A 17,710-nucleotide genomic window follows, 5' to 3' on the forward strand; every position below is an offset into this window, starting at 1 on the left:
GTTAATCATTCTTGAATAAACTGAATATTCACAGCTTCATTCTATTTAATAGTCCATTTAAGAAGATTAAACAATTTTATATTGACGTTCAAACAATAAATTAATGTATCCATTTTTATGAAAAAGATAATTTTAACCGAAAATGCTCCTGCACCAATTGGCCCATACAACCAAGCTGTTCTTAAAGGAAATACGCTGTACACATCCGGCCAAATTGCAATAAATCCAGCTACAGGAGAATTAGTTACCGCTACTATTGAAACCGAAACCGAACAAGTCATGCAAAACATGAAAGCAGTTTTAGAAGCTGCAGGAATGACATTTGAAAACGTAGTAAAAACTACAATATTCATAATGGACATGAATGATTTTGGAAAAATAAATACCGTTTACGGTTCTTATTTTAACGAAAAAACCGCTCCAGCTCGTGAAACGGTTCAAGTGGCTTGTTTACCAAAAAATGTAAATATAGAAATTTCTATGATTGCAATACTATAGCATTTAGCAGTAATTGTGCCGTTGCCTCATTTGTTGCCAATGGCACATTATGTACATCACAAACACGAATTAGCATATTGATATCAGCTTCATGAGCATGACTTGACAATGGATCTTTAAAAAAGAAAACCATTTGAGTTTTACCTTCAGCAACTCTGGCTGCAATTTGAGCATCACCTCCTAGAGGACCTGAAAGCATTTTTATTACTTTGAAACCTGAATTTTCAGCTTTACCTCCAGTTGTTCCAGTTGCAATTAACCTTATTTTTTCTTCTTGTAAAACAGCTTTGTTTTTTTCTAAAAACTGAACTAAATCAGCTTTTTTACCATCATGTGCAATAATTGCAATTTCCATAAATTATTTATTTGCTATATGATACGCAATAAGTCCATCAATTGGTCTTCTTAGTACGTTACCTAATTTCAATTCATATTTATCGAAAGTCTCTTGCAGTTCATCTTTCAAATAAAATGCAATTGAACCTACAAAATGAACAGGTACTTCTTTGCAATTATCATATTGTTTAATATAATTTTTCACAAAAGATTTCATTCCTTTGAAAATTATTTTTCTACAAAATTCAGTCTCTTTATGCTGAATTAAGAACTTTGCAAATGTTGCTAGATAAGCATTTGGATTTGGTTCTTTATATAATTTGCTTTTAACGGAGTCAGGATCTAAATCGTATTCTTTTTCAAATTCTACTGCCAATTCTTTTGGCATTTTATTGAAATAATATTTTCTTATTAATTCTTTTCCAAAAACATTACCACTGCAATCATCCATCACTATATAACCCAATGATTGTACTTTTTGATGCAATTCTTTTCCATCAAAATAACTACAGTTAGATCCAGTTCCTAATATACTGACAATCGCTTTTTCACCTTTAGGCGTTGTAGCATAAACTGCAGCATAAGTATCCTCTTCAACTACAATAATTGCATTAGGAAAATAAGTTTGAAAAATTTGCGAAAGTGAAACTTTCATTCTTTCGGTTCCACAACCTGCACCATAAAAAAATAAATGTGTGGCTTCTTTTTTATTTTGTAAAATATCAAAACGATCATTTAATCGTTCAATAATTTCATCTCCTTCTAGAATTTCTGGATTTAATCCTAGTGTTTGTGTTGTAAACAATACTTTTCCGGCATCATCTATCGCAATCCAATCGGCTTTGGTAGAACCACTATCAACTAATAATCTCATTTTTTTTGGTTTTTTTGGTTTTTTGGATTTCGTTTTTCTAATTTAAAATGCTTGCAGTATAAAATTTGCATTTAAAAAAGTGAACAAAAAATAAAATCCCGTTAAATATAGTATAACGGGATTTGTAAATATAAAGAATTATTTTAAACCTGCAATGTGAACTGATAAATCAATTAATTTGCTAGAATAACCATATTCATTATCATACCAAGAGATGATTTTGAAGAAAGTAGAGTTCAATCCAATTCCAGCATTAGCATCAATGATAGATGTTCTTGAATCAGAAACGAAATCCTGAGAAACAACTAAATCTTCAGTATATCCTAAGATACCTTTCATTGTAGTTTCAGAAGCATTTTTCAACACAGCCATAATTTCTTCGTAAGTAGTTTCTTTTTCAACTTTTACAGTTAAATCAACTACAGAAACATCAGTTGTAGGAACACGCATTGACATACCTGTTAATTTTCCGTTCAATGAAGGAATAACTTTTCCTACTGCTTTAGCAGCACCTGTAGAAGATGGGATGATATTACATGAAGCAGCACGTCCACCTCTCCAGTCTTTTCTAGAAGGACCATCAGTAGTCATTTGAGTTGAAGTTGTTGCATGAACAGTAGTCATCAACGCTTCAACAATTCCAAAGTTATCATTAATAACTTTAGCTAATGGAGCTAAACAGTTAGTAGTACAAGATGCATTAGAAACAACCATATCAGTTGCTAAAGCTTCCTCATGGTTTACTCCCATTACAAACATTGGAGCATCAGCAGAAGGAGCTGAAATAATTACTTTTTTAGCACCACCTTTGATGTGCTCGTTTGCAGTTTCAATAGTGGTAAAGAAACCGGTACATTCAGCAACTACATCAACATCAACTTCATTCCATTTTAAGTCTGCAGGATTTCTTTCAGCAGTAATACGGATGTTTTTTCCGTTTACAAAAAGTTTTCCTTCTTTTACTTCAACAGTTCCATTGAAACGACCGTGAACTGAATCATATTTTAATAAGTAAGCTAAATGATCAACATCTAATAAATCGTTGATAGCTACTACTTCTACATTATCTCTGTTGAAAGACTCTCTGAATACAATTCTTCCAATTCTTCCAAAACCGTTTATTCCTAATTTTACTTTTGACATTTTATTTTAATTTTTGTTTGTATTTATTTTATTTATATAAAGTCTGATTTCCTATAATAAACATCAACTAATCTATGTTGACATTATATCAGAAACTCTTAATAACTCTCTATCAATTTCTGTTTTACCTTTTATGGCTTGTTCTAATGGCGTCAAGGCAACTTTATCACTTTGTAAACCAACCATATAACTTGATTTTCCTTCCAATAATGATTCTACAGCTTTTACTCCTAATCTACTGGCCAAAACCCTATCAAAACATGATGGTGAACCACCACGCTGCATGTGACCCAGAACAGAAACTCTTACATCATACTCCGGTAAATTAGCTTCAACATAATCTTTTAATTCGAATACGTTTTTACCTATTTTATCACCTTCTGCAATAACTACGATACTGGATGATTTACCTGAAGCTTTACTTTTTTGTAATGATTCTAATAATCTTTCCAATCCTAAGTCTTCTTCCGGTATTAAAATTTCTTCAGCTCCAGCTCCAATTCCTGCATTTAAAGCAATATGACCAGCATCTCTTCCCATTACCTCTACAAAGAATAAACGGTTATGAGAACTTGCAGTATCTCTAATTTTATCAATTACATCTACTACAGTATTTAATGCGGTATCATATCCTAAAGTATGGCTTGTACCAAAAATATCATTATCAATAGTACCTGGAATTCCCATAACTGGAAAGTTAAATTCACTATTAAATAACAGACCTCCGGTAAAAGTTCCATCTCCTCCTATTACAACTAAAGCGTCAATTCCAGCTTTCACTAGATGTTCATGGGCTTTTTTTCTACCTTCAGGAGTCCTAAATTCTGATGAACGAGCCGATTTTAAAATCGTCCCTCCTTTATTTACAATGTTGTTTACACTACGAGGTCCCATTTCTTTGAAGTCACCTTCAATCATTCCTTGATATCCTCTGTATATTCCTATGCATTCTATGTTATGATAAGCACATGTTCGAACAACTGATCGTATTGCTGCATTCATTCCTGGTGAATCTCCACCTGAGGTTAGAACACCAACCTTTTTTATTGTTTTTGGCATTATTTAAGTATTAAAGTGTAAAATTAGCAAACATTAAGCACTTTTAAAGCTGCATTTTTTTTAAATTAGTAAAGGGCTCTAAATTCAAACGTTTTCGTTAATAAGTTTTTAAAAAACCAAAATAAAACCTATTTTATTTAACAAAATTAAAAAAAAATCAATAATTATTTGATAATTAACAATTAATAAGATTTTTATTCTTTTTTATAATTAGTAATAACTATTGAGTAATACTAATTTTAGTTAAAAGTAATATCGTGATTGATCCCCGAAAATTACGAAATAATTATAAAGCTAAAACATATATTACATCTTTATAATCAAGTATTTAAAAACATTAAATAACACAAGTATTAATCCTCTTTAGGAATTATAGCTTCCCTATTTGTTTTTTGCTTTTCTGTAGAAGGTTTTTTGGGTTTCGAAAAATTAATATAATCCGGTGATAAATTAGAATCTTGATCTTCACTGTTTGTTATAACGTCTCTCTCCAGATGATGTTTCTTAAATATTTTATTTACCAGTTCTTTAAAAGTATCAAAATCGACCTCATAAGAAACTCCTAAACCTTGCGTATACCCTATCCCCTGACCTATATAATTAATGTCATTCTCTTTATTGAAAAGACGTAAGTTCATCGTTCCATCCTCATTAACTCTATAAAGGACTTCTAAATCGCCTACAATAGCTGATTCATTTATTCCTCCAAAAGGAACCCCTACTTTACCATTAATCGTAATCCTTTCATTAATTTTTGATGAAATCGTAGCTACAAATCTTCCATCCGTTTCTCTTCCTATTCTTTTATCTGCAGAAACAAAATTAATTCCCACTTTGAATTTCTCATTATCCGTTTGAATTATCCCACCTAATAAGCTTGTTGCTGTTTCAAATAAACTACCAGAAAAGTCAGATTGGTTTACTCCTTCAGGACTTAAAAAACCACCTGATGATAATAAATACAAAGCCTGGGTTTGCCTAACATCCTTATCATTCAACTTGTATTGAATTTCTGATTTTAAAACATTACTAACCGTTGGGAATTCTATATTAAAATCGGGTTCAGGACTCGTTAAATCACCGCGGAGACCTATAATAACTTCCACAGGAACTTTAGTATTAAACGAAGAGTTTTCTAATAAAACTGCAGGATTTGCTGCAGTTTTATACACAGCCTCTAAATTTAATTGCGCTTTCATAGGATTTCCTTCCCAAGAAATGGAACCTCCTTTTTTGACAGCAAACTTTTTATCGATTAATCCACCATATTTAAAGTTATAGGTTCCTTCATAAGCCTGGAAATCTCCCCACATATTAAATTTACCCAATGTGTTTATCTTAAATAATAAGGATCCAAAACCTTTTCCTTTCATTCCGTGTCCTGTATTTCTATCTAAAATAACTTCCACTTCCGCATTTGGGGTAATATCAAAATCAAACTCTAATTCGAGTCCGTTATAATTTCTGGTATTCTCAAAAATTCCTTTTTCGATATTATATTTTTCTTTAGGAGTAACAAAATGAATGAATTTATTATCACTTACACTCGCGGCATTATTAATAGGTATTTTTATTGCGGTTCCTTTTTCTGATTTCGCATCCACTTTTATAAATAAAGAATTAGTAGGTCCCTTTATTGTTGCGGTACCATCTATAAAAGCAGTACCATAATAAGCGGCATCATCACTGTCTTTTGTGTCTAAAGCTAAAAGTCTTTTCGAATTAATACTTAAATCTAATTTCCAATCGGAAAAATTTCTATGTTCGATACTTCCATTCAAAGTTCCTTTTGTGCCGTATTTGGTATCCGTTAATGTATTATTTCTAAACAAAAACTTTTCATCAGCCAAATCAATGATTGTCTTGTCTTTTAATTCATAATCCACATTCAAATACGGAACAGTCAATCCTGCATTATCAACAAAAAGACGCCCATTGATTTCAGGTTTTTTAAGATTTCCCTGAATCGTTGAATTCCCAGATACAAATCCTCTGATATTCGATAAAACTTCACCACCTAATGAGCTCAATGTTCCCAGATTGAATTTCTCGAATTTTAGTTTTAAATCTAAAATTGTTTCCTTATTTACGATTTCAAAACTTCCGTCGGCATTAAAGGATTCTAAATTTTCATTTTCGATATTGGAATTTATTGTAAACTTTTTGAAGCTTTCATCTCCTTCAATATTAAAATTCAAAATACCTAAATCCGTTTTATTCAAATTTAAATGATCAATTACTATTGATGCCGTTGGCTGATAAACATTTATATTTTGCTTATAATTTACTTCCCCATTTATATTTCCATTAAAAACAAATTTGTTGTTATCTGGCGTAATTTTGTTTAAATCGACATCTTTAAAAGTCAGCTTTAAATCTTTATAGGAAGTGTCTTTTAAATCCCCCATTAGTGAAATTTCCTGATCTTCGTGAGACAATATTATATTATCAATATTGAAGTTTTTAAACGCTTTATCAAAAACAATTTGGTTATCAGGTGTGTCTTTTGCATTCAAAAACCACAGATAATCCTTAAACTTAATCTCTGATTTACTGATTCCAACAACATTTTTATTGGCTGCATTTATGGTATGATATAAATTTAAATTATAATAATCCTCTCCTTTTACTCCTCCTTTAAATTCAGAACGAAAGTATAAGGTATCTTTCATAGTTACATTTATCAAACTAAAATCTCGAATTTTATAATATTTAGTTTTTATACTATCTAATTCAATATAAGCATTATAAAGTGGATTTTTATTATCAACCGAAATTCTGATATTATCAAAAGTATTATCCGAAGCAATGATTTTAGGAGAATTAAAATTGAGTTTGAATTCTTGGTTATCCGAGTTAATATTTCCTTTAACAATAGTATTTGATCCAATAGAAATTTCGGGATAAAATATTTCAATGATTTTATTATAGATCGTAAAATCAAATTTAAAAAACTGTCCTTTTTTTACCTTAGCAGGTTTGTAATTCGTATAAAGACTTCCCAAAGAATTGGTAATCATGTTTTTCAACTGACTGAATTCATATTTACCAACAATCTCTCCCTGCACTATATCAGGAGAATTCACTGTTATAGTTCGTACTCTATTTTGGTCAAAAGTTGAACTTATGGCAAAATCATCAAAATTATAAGTTCCCTTTGCATTTTGATAAGAGGTTTTATTGATATAAACATTTCCCTGAAAATTTTCTATATTATTTCCTGAAGCCTGAACCACAACATCACCTTTAAAAACAGAAACAGAATCTTTTACTAACTTTAATTTAGATAAATCTGCATTTTCAACGTTAATATGAAAATCATATCGGCTGTCTTTTTTACTTAAATCCAATAAACCGTCAAAAGTCATACTCAAATTGGGGTCATTTACAGAGACTTGACCTTTGTAATTTGGCATTTTAAAAGTACCATTTACAACAACATTTGTGTAGGTATAATTATTATACTCTATTTTGCTTATGTCCCCTTTAATGGCAGTATCTAAATATTTTTGTTTAAACCCTTTTCCATCAACATCAATATTCATACTTACTCTTCCAACGTCTTTTCTTTCGAATAAAGTACCGACATCAAAATTCTCTAAAATAACATTACCTACATAAGAAGCTTTGTCAATTACATCAATATTTTGTATTATTAAGTTAGAAGTTACTTTCCCTAATGCGGTAATCATAGAAAAATCAGCTTCAACCGCAGTAGTTGAAACGCTTGAAGTTCCTGAAGCTGAAAATCTACCTAATTTTTTTAAAGAGGTAGGTAGTTTATTTCCTAAAATATTAGGCAATATGACTACCAAATTCTCGTAGGTAGAGGTTAACTTATCAAACTTAGCATACATGGAGAATTTTTGACCTTTTTTGGCAAACAGATTTTTAAAATTAATATCGCCATTGATTTGTGTCTTTCTATCATCAACTAATTCTAAATTTTTAAATCTCAAATCATTAAGAGTCCCTTTAATACTGGTCTTGGTATAAAAATGTTGGTTTTTACCTAGTTCTTTATAAAAATAACGAATATCATTTGAAGCTATGGAAGCCGAATTCAATTTGATATCAAACTGAACTTTATCCGTAAAATTAGAGAAATCTTCAATTTTATAATTTAATACAACGGTCCCATTCAACGTTGATTCCTTTGTTAACAAATCGAGCTTTTCCAGTTTTAGGTACTTTTTTGAATAGCTGAATTTTGAGCTTAGATTTTTAACATACAAACCGCGAAAGTCTAAAAATGACATTTTATTAATCATAGTAGTCACATCAGGACCGTATATTTGAAAATTACTTACCGAAGCGTTAAGTTTAGTAAAATCGAGATCTTTTGGATTTTCCCGATTATCATCTGTCAAAATAAAATGTCCATTGGTTATATAAACATCTTTAGCAGATAACAAAAAATGCTTCCCTGATGGCTTCCCTTTTCCAAAAGCAGCAATAAACTTATCAAGATTGGTTTCTTTTTCGTTTTTATACGTTTTCATATTAAATAATAATCCGTCTAAACGCAATTCGCCAAAAATCAAATCACCATCTAATAATCTTTGTCCTTCTAAAACAGTCGTTTTTATTCGATTGGCATAAATTAAAGTATCTCTATGATGATCTGTAATTAAAACTTTTTTGAATTTCACACCTCCAAAAACCGATATTGCGACTTCATCTATAGAAATATTGATTCCAAAATCTTTATTAATGCTTCTAACAAAATATTGAGCAATTTTTGTTTGAACATAAGGTGTTGAAAGGGCTATTCCAAGCACCAATAAAAGTAGGATTAGTCCAAGTAAAGAACGAAATACTATTTTTTTAAACTTTTTGATACTTATTTATTGTTTTAATTTTTTATAAAATTTTATTTTGCTTTTGGAAACAACAGTAGCTTTAATAAAAATTCTTTAATTTTGCTTTTTATGTAAAAAATCGTTTTTACATAGGATTGTCAAATATAATTCAAAATTTGTGCCTTTTTATGCAAAATCCCGAGGTTTTTATTCTTGCTATCGAAAGTTCTTGCGATGATACGGCAGCAGCTGTTTTACAAAAGGACAAAGTACTATCAAACATAGTCGCTAATCAATTGATTCACAATCAATATGGCGGTGTTGTTCCTGAACTTGCCTCTCGTGCACACCAACAAAATATAGTTCCAGTTATTGATGCTGCACTTCGAAAAGCAAATATACAAAAAGAACAGTTGTCAGCAATTGCTTTTACCCAAGGCCCCGGATTGATGGGTTCCCTTCTTGTAGGAAGTTCATTTGCAAAATCATTGGCATTAGCCTTAAAAATTCCTTTAATTGCAGTAAATCACATGCACGCCCATATTTTAGCGCATTTTATCCATGAAGAAGGATTCGAAAAGCCTACCTTTCCCTTTTTGGCTTTGACCATAAGTGGCGGACATACTCAAATTGTGAGAGTGAATGATTTCTTTGATATGACAATTATAGGTGAAACTACCGATGATGCCGTAGGAGAAGCTTTTGATAAAAGTGCAAAAATACTCGGACTCCCTTATCCTGGTGGACCTTTGATTGATAAATATGCTCAATTGGGGAATCCAAAAGCTTTTGCTTTTACAAAACCAAAAGTTCCCGGATTGGATTTTAGTTTTTCAGGTTTAAAAACCGCTATTTTATATTTTATTCAAAAGAAAAAACTAGAGAATCAAAATTTTATAGAAGAAAACCGAAATGACATTTGTGCTTCCATTCAATATACAATTATTGAAATTCTGATGGATAAATTAAAACTAGCCGTAAAGGAAACAGGAATAAAACAAATAGCAATTGGCGGAGGAGTTTCGGCTAATTCAGGAATAAGAAACGCTTTGGCAGAAGCCGAAAATAAATATGGATGGAAGACATTTGTTCCTAAATTTGAGTACACCACGGATAACGCTGCAATGATTGGAATTGTAGGTTACCAAAAATTTTTAACTGGAAATTTTGAAACTTCATCTGTCGTTTCTAAAGCAAGAATACAATTCTAAATTATGCAATTATTTTACAATCCAAATATTAACGAGACCACTGAGAACTTTTCTTTTGACAAAGAAGAAAGCAAACATATTATTAAAGTATTACGCAAAAAAGATAGCGATATTCTATTTGTAACCAATGGTTTAGGGCATTTATTTAAAACTGAAATCACTTTAGCTTCCGACAATAAATGCACGGTAAAAATCATTTCTTTCGAAAAATCGTCACCTTCAAAATTTCATTTGCATTTAGCTGTTGCTCCAACTAAAATGAATGATCGCTTCGAATGGTTTTTAGAGAAAGCAACTGAAATTGGCATCCATGAAATAACCCCTATTATTTGCGATCGTTCTGAACGAAAAGTAATCAATACAGAAAGATTTGATAAAATTTTATTGACCGCCATGAAGCAATCTAATGTATTGTTTCTTCCAAAATTGAATGATGCGATATCTTTCAAAGAGTTTATTAAACAAAAACAGGAAGGTCTAAATTTTATAGCCCATTGTGAGGAAACCAATAAAAAAACATTGAAATCTGCATTAGAAGCAAATAAAAATGTTACCCTATTAATAGGTCCTGAAGGAGATTTTACAGAAAAAGAAATCGAATCAGCACTTGAAGCCAATTACATTCCGGTTTCTTTAGGCAATACAAGATTACGCACAGAAACTGCTGCCATTGTTGCGTGTCATAGCGTTGTTTTTGTTAATGAAGAGTAAGAATTAATGATTCTGAATTTATAGTTATGAAAAAAATATATTATTTATTGCTATTAATTTCTGTCACCTCATTTTCGCAGGAGATTGCATTATTAAAATATAGTGGTGGCGGAGATTGGTACGCTAATCCCACTTCATTACCTAATTTAATAAAATATTGCAATGCAAACATCAACACTAAAATAAAAACTAAGCCAGGAACGGTTGAACCCGGAAGTCCGGATTTACTTTCCTATCCATTCGTTCATATGACTGGACACGGAAATGTTGTTTTTAGTGATACTGATGTAATTAATCTTAGAAATTATTTGTTGGCTGGTGGTTTTCTCCACATTGATGATAATTATGGTATGGACCAATACATTCGAAAAGAAATAAAAAAAATATTTCCAAATAATGATTTGGTCGAAATTCCTGCAAATCATGCTATTTTTCAAAAGCCCTATCTTTTTGCTAATGGATTACCAAAAATACATGAGCATGATGGAAAACGACCACAAGCTTTTGGAATATTTATAGAAAACAAATTAGTCCTTCTTTATACTTTCGAATGTGACTTAGGTGATGGATGGGAAGATCCTGAAGTACATAACGATCCCGCTGATGTTCGCGAAAAAGCACTAAAAATGGGTGCTAATATTATAAATTATATCTTTAATAATTAATATAAATCATGCAGCTATTCCCTTTGAGAGAAAAAATTGCCCCATTACATTAGTAAGTGATCCTATTTATTTTAATAGAATTTTGGTTCACTCTTTAGGATAAGCGAGGCTTTTATTGTTGAAAAAATCATCTACTTAGGGAAAACATTCCTCTCAATCCAAGAAAAATTAATAAAACTTCCCGAAGTAGCCATCTTCATGTTGTGTAATTGATGAAACCAAATGATTTATTAGATTATTTAATTCGCGATGATTACGAAATTATCTCCCTGGAAATTACCAATACAAGTAAACCATTAAAAAGAGTATTATTACCAATTTTAGAAAAGTTGCATTAATAATAGACAGCGAAATAAACGAAATTTTAGCAATTTCAAATCAGATCGCACACATAGATATGTTTGGAGAAAACAGCAGTATGAATGTCGAGAAAGCTACAAGTATTGCATTGTATGAGCTTATTAGTAAAAACAAATCCAATAGATAATCATTCAAGCCATATTAACTATATCGTTATAGTTGGTTCGTAAATTTTATTTAAAAAAATTTGTTTTGCTGAATAATTTGTTATAAAATTGCATTATTATTAACCCAAATCAATTTTTTATAACAAAAAACCAGTATTATTATGAAAAAAATTCTTTTAACTGCAACAGCATTCTTGATGCTATTCTCTTGTCAAAATGACCAAACAGAATCAATAGCAACGAATGCTACTGCACGCCGCTCATGCGCTTCTCAAGATGTATTAGCGGAACAATTAGCAGCTGATCCTACATTAGCTTTAAGAATGAATCAGATTGAAGCTTTTACACAAAAATCAATGCTAACTAATAAATTAGTAAATGGCAAAGTTGTAATTCCAGTAGTTGTCAATGTATTGTATAAAACTGCAGCAGAAAATATCTCTGACGCTCAGATACAATCTCAAATTGACGTATTAAATAAAGATTTCACTGCTACAAACCCTGATTTCAGTAGTACTCCTGCTGAGTTTGCTGGTGTTGCCGCAAATGTTGGTATTACTTTTGAATTAGTAAAAATCAATAGAAAATCAACTACTAAAACTTCATGGGGAACCAGAGATGCCATGAAAAAAACAAAACAAGGAGGATTAGATCCAACTTCACCTACAACAACGCTTAACTTATGGGCTTGTACAATAGGCGGAGGAATATTGGGTTATGCTCAATTCCCTGGTGGTTCATTGGCAACTGATGGTGTTGTAATTGATTCCAATTATTTTGGATTATCTAGTGCTGCAAGCTACCCTTACAATTTAGGTAGAACTGCAAGTCATGAAGTAGGTCACTGGATGAACCTTAGACACATTTGGGGTGATGCATCTTGTGGAGACGATTTAGTTTCTGACACTCCTGTTCACAAAACTTCAAACTTTGGTGTTCCAACATATCCATACGTAAGTACATGTTTACCGGCTCATAATGAAATGACTATGAACTATATGGATTATACTGACGATAGAGGAATGTTCATGTTCACTAATGGTCAAAAAGCAAGAATGACTGCTTTATTCGTTTCTGGCGGAGCTAGAGCAGGTTTCGGTATATAATTTTTTTAGATTTTAGAATTTAAGACTCGCTACTTGTTAGCGAGTTTTTTTTTGAAAATTAAATCAATCCAAATTTTATTAAAACCCATCCTATAATCGGTAACATCATAGTATTGAAAATTATTGTAAATCATTAATACATGCCAAATATTAATTGTAAATTGCTTGTTATTAAACTGACAAACAATAATTTATAACGTAAAAAACTACTATTATGAAAAAAATTATTCTATCCGCAGTCGCATTTATAATGCTTTTTTCATGTCAAAATGACCAAACAGAATTAACTTCCTCTTCAAGAAATGCTATTACACACCGTTCATGTGCTTCCCAAGAGGTATTAGCGGAACAATTAAAAGCAGATCCTACATTGATTCTAAGAATGAATCAAATTGAAGCTTTTACACAAAAAGCAATGTTGACAAACCGCTCAGTAAACGGCAAAATTATAATTCCGGTAGTCGTAAATGTGCTTTACAGAACACTTGCTGAAAATATCTCTGATGCTCAAATACAATCCCAAATTGATGTATTAAATAAAGATTTCACTGCTACAAACTCTGATTTCAGGAATATTCCGGCTGAGTTTACTGGTGTAGCGGCTAATGTGGGCATTACTTTCGAGTTGGTAAAAATCAATAGAAAATCGACTACTAAAACTTCATGGGGAACCAGAGATGTTATGAAAAATTCAAAAAGAGGTGGAATCGATCCTACTTCGCCAACTACAACTTTAAACATTTGGGCTTGTATTATAGGAGGAGGAATCTTAGGATACGCTCAATTCCCTGGTGGCTCATTAGCAACTGATGGAGTCGTGATTGATTCATTCTATTTTGGTTTATCAAGTGATAACAGTTATCCTTACAATCTAGGAAGAACGGCCTCTCACGAAGTTGGCCATTGGATGAATCTTCGTCACATTTGGGGAGACGCTTCTTGTGGAAACGATTTAGTTGCTGACACTCCTGTTCATAAAACCGCAAACTTTAGTGTCCCGACATACCCATTTGTAAGCTCTTGTTTACCAACTCATAATGAAATGACTATGAATTATATGGATTATACTGACGATCGAGGAATGTATATGTTCACTAATGGTCAAAAAGCAAGAATGGCTGCTTTATTTGTTTCTGGTGGAGCAAGAGCCGGTTTTGGGATATAATTTTTAGATTTTAGAATTTAAAACTCGCTACTTGTTAGCGAGTTTTTTTATCTTTATATCCTAAAAAATATAAATGATTACATCAAAAATTATCGCTAATGGAATTTTAAGAGCAATAAGTACTATTGTTATAGTCGCTTTATCTCTTTATTTTCTGTATCAAATTCAATCAGTGCTGATTTATCTCATAGTTGCATTAATTCTTACATTAATAGGAAATCCAATTTTAGATTTTTTCAAAAGAAGATTAAAATTCAAACATGTATTTGCAACAATAGCAACATTATTGATTTTTGTTCTTATTATAGCTGGATTTATAATGATGTTTATTCCTTTGATTTCATCACAAGGTCAAAATTTATCGCTTTTGAACACTGCCGAAATTGAAAAAAACATAATTCAATTGGTTAACCAGATATCAGCATTTTTGGAAAGTCATCATATTGATTCCTCCAAAATGCTCAAAGAAAGTAATTATGCCTCAAAATTAAATTTTAATTTTATTCCAAATTTTATAAATGCAATTTTAGGTACAATCAGTAGTTTTGGAATGGGATTGGCTTCCGTACTTTTTATTACTTTTTTCTTCTTGAAAGACCGGTTATTATTTAAAAATGGAGCTAAAAAATTAATTCCTGATAGCCACGAAGATCAAATTTTAAATTCTTTAGACAAAATAAATTACTTATTGTCGCGCTATTTTATTGGATTATTACTCCAATTATTCATAGTTTTTATTTTATACCTAATTGTATTACTTATTTTTGGTGCTCCTAATGCAATTATCATCGCCTTTTTATGTGCAGTTTTAAATATTATTCCTTACATCGGTCCATTAATAGCCTCAATATTAGCTGCAATTTTAACGATGATGAGTAATTTAGGAAATGATTTTCAATCAGAAATTTTGCCAACTACAATTTATGTTTTAATTGGTTTCTGGATTGTTCAAGTCATTGATAATAATTTATCTCAACCTATCATTTTTTCAAAAAGCGTAAGCTCACATCCATTAGAAATATTTCTTGTGATATTAATTGCAGGTTTCCTTTTTGGAATACTAGGAATGATAGTAGCGGTTCCTTTATATACGATAATAAAAGTGATTGGTAAAGAATTCTTTCCCGAGAACAAAATTATTCAACTATTAACTAAAGACATTTAATTTTGGATTTAATGATTCTAAATCCTGAAATTCAAGAATTTATAGGAAAAAATATTGGCATTCCCATTTCGAAATTAGCACTTCAAAAAAATCCATTTCCAACTGTGGATTGGATTTCTATTTTGAACCAAATTGAAGCCAAAACAAGAGCAAAGGATAAATTGCCTAATTGGTTTAGCACCAAATATATTATTTATCCAAGTAAAATCTCAATAGAGCAAACTTCATCCGAAAAAACAGCTTCTTACAAAGCCTCCATTATTTCAGGTGAAAATTTAATTGATTTGACAGGAGGTTTTGGAGTCGATGATTATTATTTTGCAAAAAAAATAAAAAATGTTGTCCATTGCGAAATCAATCCAGAACTATCTAATCTTGTCAAACACAATTTTGAGCTATTAAATGCTACAAATATCAGTTGCTATGCGGGAGATAGTTTGGCTACTTTAAAAACTTTAAATACTAAATGGGAGTGGATTTATATTGATCCTTCGAGAAGAAATGATGCTAAAGGAAAAGTATTCATGCTCAAAGATTGCTTGCCCAATGTTCCTGAGAATCTGGACTTTTATTTCAATAATTCGAATGCTATTCTTATAAAGACGGCTCCTCTACTCGATATTTCAGCAGGATTATTAGAATTACAAAATGTCAAAACGATTCATATAGTGGCGCTCGAAAATGAAGTAAAAGAACTATTATGGGAATTACACAAAGGCTATTCTGGAACTGTAAACATAAAAACAATTAACCTTTTAAAAGATAAAAACGAAACATTCGACTTTATTTTAGACGACCAAACTACATTTCCAGTCTTTGGTTTACCTCAAAAATATTTGTACGAACCCAATAGTGCCATAATGAAATCAGGTGGGTTTGATGAAGTGAGTTCATTTTACAACCTAAACAAATTACACAAACATTCTCATTTATACACCTCAGATCATTTAATTTCCTTTCCGGGAAGAGTTTTTGAAATTCAAAATGCAGTTCCTTACAGCAAAACGGAAATGAAAATGTATTTAGAAAATACCAAAGCCAATATTACAACCCGAAATTTTCCCGACAGTGTAGAAAGCATTCGAAAAAAATGGAAAATAAAAGACGGTGGAAATGTATATTGTTTTTTTACGACTGATGAAAATAATCATAAAATAGTTTTAATTTGCACCAAAATAAAATAAAAATGAAATCTATAATTACTAGCATACTATTCTTATTCAGCCTTAGCTTATTTGCCCAAAAAACATGTGATTATAGCGTAAACGTAACCGATTCTATAGGAACATACAAAGCAACAAAGGAATACATGATTAGCGAGAAAAATTTTGCCGGAAATTCCAGTTATATTTTCTATTCCTTAGCTTTAACAGATGGCTTGCCAACACTTAATGTGCAGTTAATCCAAAAAAGCAAAGAATTCATTAAAGCAAATTGCTTTGATAAAAACTCAAAATTATTTTTACAGTTAAATAATGGAAAAATAATAACATTGCTACATATCGATCAAGAGAATTGTGGAACGATGCTTCGTGATGATAAAGGCTTTGACAATAGAATCATTTCAGGTCAATTTATGTTTATGAAAGATAGTTTTGCAGAGTTAAAAAGCTCTCCCGTTTCCATGATGAGAATCAAATATTTAACGGATACTGAAGATTATGTGCTGAAAAAAGAATTTAAATCGGAATTAAACGATGAGATTTACCAACCGGAAACGTATTTCATGAATTCGATACGTTGTATCGAATAAATTAGTTACAATCCCATTTGGCATTAGAAACACTATCTTTCAAAGCGGATTTTAAATTATAATGCCACCATTCCGAATCAAAAGAATTAAACCCTTTTTGGATCATTATTTTTTTTAGCAATCCCCTATTTTGTTTAATTTCTTGAGATACGTTTAAATAATTGTGACTGGCTTCAATTCCAAAATAATCAAAAGAAGTTCCCATATCCAATTCTTTCCCGTTATTGTCGACTAGAGTAATATCTACCGCTCCTCCTCTATTATGGATAGAACCTTTAGCAGGATTAGCCACATATTCTGGGTTAGAAACAATTTTCCACATTTTTTTTTGAATATCTAAAGGGCGGTAACAATCAAAAATTTTTATTTTATAGCCTTTCTTCATGAATTTTTTATTGGCTTCAACAAGTGCATTAACCGTTTTTAACCGTAAAAAGCATTCTGCACAATCATACACTTTTGCTTTTAGGAAATTATCAGAAGTTGCATACTTCATATCATAGACAAAATTCTGACTATATTCTTTTAAATTCACAAATGTAGTATCAGCAATCATTGGACTCTTTTTATCTTCAGTAACAGTAATAGCCGATTGCGATTTACAGGAAACAATCCAAAAAAGAGAACAAAAGATTAACAATGATTTGAAGTAGCGAGTCATAAATACTATTTTTTATAAAAATAAGACAAATTAAGTATTTACAATAGATATAAAAACAAAAAAACCGATACTAATTAAAGTATCGGTTTTTTTG

15 protein-coding genes are annotated in these 17,710 nt (G+C 31.0%); 9 read left to right on the plus strand and 6 right to left on the minus strand.

The genetic code is table 11. From position 1 onward, the window contains the following. Window positions 1–117: 117 nt before the first annotated feature. Window positions 118–498 carry a RidA family protein gene (locus tag ACM55K_RS16625; RefSeq protein WP_416851405.1) on the plus strand — a complete coding sequence of 127 codons (381 nt, stop codon included), beginning with the start codon at window positions 118–120 and terminating at the stop codon, window positions 496–498. On the opposite strand, the gene ACM55K_RS16630 is transcribed toward ACM55K_RS16625, so the two are convergent. The 5 genes from ACM55K_RS16630 to ACM55K_RS16650 all read right to left on the minus strand — a co-directional run bounded on the left by ACM55K_RS16630 (window position 479) and on the right by ACM55K_RS16650 (window position 8,691). Beyond that, the gene (locus tag ACM55K_RS16630) at window positions 479–853 is read right to left on the minus strand and encodes a methylglyoxal synthase (protein WP_416851407.1); all 375 of its coding nucleotides are present in this window, start codon (window positions 851–853) and stop codon (window positions 479–481) included. The genes ACM55K_RS16625 and ACM55K_RS16630 overlap by 20 nt on opposite strands. A 3-nt stretch (window positions 854–856) precedes the next feature. Then, window positions 857–1,708: an N-acetylglucosamine kinase gene (locus tag ACM55K_RS16635; RefSeq protein ID WP_416851408.1), complete on the minus strand. Its 852-nt coding sequence runs from the start codon at window positions 1,706–1,708 to the stop codon at window positions 857–859. Between the two features lie 138 nt (window positions 1,709–1,846). Further along, complete coding sequence (gene gap, locus ACM55K_RS16640; RefSeq protein ID WP_416851410.1) at window positions 1,847–2,851, minus strand: type I glyceraldehyde-3-phosphate dehydrogenase; 1,005 nt, start codon at window positions 2,849–2,851, stop codon at window positions 1,847–1,849. A 72-nt stretch (window positions 2,852–2,923) separates the two neighbouring features. Next, entirely contained in the window at window positions 2,924–3,910 is a 987-nt protein-coding gene (pfkA, locus tag ACM55K_RS16645) for a 6-phosphofructokinase (protein WP_416851411.1), read from the minus strand. Between the two features lie 353 nt (window positions 3,911–4,263). Beyond that, window positions 4,264–8,691 (minus strand): translocation/assembly module TamB domain-containing protein, encoded by a 4,428-nt coding sequence (locus ACM55K_RS16650; protein WP_416851495.1) that lies wholly within the window; start codon window positions 8,689–8,691, stop codon window positions 4,264–4,266. Between the two features lie 209 nt (window positions 8,692–8,900). Here ACM55K_RS16650 and tsaD point away from each other — a divergent pair, with 209 nt between their 5' ends. The 8 genes from tsaD to ACM55K_RS16690 all read left to right on the plus strand — a co-directional run bounded on the left by tsaD (window position 8,901) and on the right by ACM55K_RS16690 (window position 16,955). Next, window positions 8,901–9,923, plus strand: a complete 1,023-nt coding sequence (tsaD, locus tag ACM55K_RS16655; protein ID WP_416851413.1) for a tRNA (adenosine(37)-N6)-threonylcarbamoyltransferase complex transferase subunit TsaD — start codon at window positions 8,901–8,903, stop codon at window positions 9,921–9,923. Window positions 9,924–9,926: 3 nt separating this feature from the next. Continuing rightward, window positions 9,927–10,634 (plus strand): 16S rRNA (uracil(1498)-N(3))-methyltransferase, encoded by a 708-nt coding sequence (locus ACM55K_RS16660; protein WP_416851414.1) that lies wholly within the window; start codon window positions 9,927–9,929, stop codon window positions 10,632–10,634. Window positions 10,635–10,660: 26 nt separating this feature from the next. Beyond that, entirely contained in the window at window positions 10,661–11,299 is a 639-nt protein-coding gene (locus ACM55K_RS16665) for a DUF4159 domain-containing protein (RefSeq protein ID WP_416851416.1), read from the plus strand. A 628-nt stretch (window positions 11,300–11,927) separates the two neighbouring features. Further along, window positions 11,928–12,872, plus strand: coding sequence for a zinc metalloprotease (locus ACM55K_RS16670; RefSeq protein WP_416851417.1), 945 nt, complete (start codon window positions 11,928–11,930; stop codon window positions 12,870–12,872). Window positions 12,873–13,086: 214 nt separating this feature from the next. After that, window positions 13,087–14,037, plus strand: a complete 951-nt coding sequence (locus ACM55K_RS16675; RefSeq protein WP_416851419.1) for a zinc metalloprotease — start codon at window positions 13,087–13,089, stop codon at window positions 14,035–14,037. Window positions 14,038–14,110: 73 nt separating this feature from the next. After that, on the plus strand, window positions 14,111–15,202 hold the full coding sequence (locus ACM55K_RS16680; protein WP_416851420.1) for an AI-2E family transporter: 1,092 nt from the start codon (window positions 14,111–14,113) through the stop codon (window positions 15,200–15,202). Between the two features lie 11 nt (window positions 15,203–15,213). Next, window positions 15,214–16,386, plus strand: a complete 1,173-nt coding sequence (locus ACM55K_RS16685) for a THUMP-like domain-containing protein (RefSeq protein WP_416851422.1) — start codon at window positions 15,214–15,216, stop codon at window positions 16,384–16,386. 2 nt (window positions 16,387–16,388) lie between these two features. Continuing rightward, window positions 16,389–16,955: a hypothetical protein gene (locus tag ACM55K_RS16690; RefSeq protein WP_416851423.1), complete on the plus strand. Its 567-nt coding sequence runs from the start codon at window positions 16,389–16,391 to the stop codon at window positions 16,953–16,955. Window position 16,956: 1 nt separating this feature from the next. Here ACM55K_RS16690 and ACM55K_RS16695 read toward each other — a convergent pair whose 3' ends face one another. Further along, window positions 16,957–17,616: a M15 family metallopeptidase gene (locus ACM55K_RS16695; RefSeq protein ID WP_416851424.1), complete on the minus strand. Its 660-nt coding sequence runs from the start codon at window positions 17,614–17,616 to the stop codon at window positions 16,957–16,959. Window positions 17,617–17,710 lie beyond the last annotated feature (94 nt).

This window comes from Flavobacterium arabinosi (assembly GCF_048158725.1).
GTDB classification, from domain to species: Bacteria; Bacteroidota; Bacteroidia; order Flavobacteriales; family Flavobacteriaceae; genus Flavobacterium; species Flavobacterium arabinosi.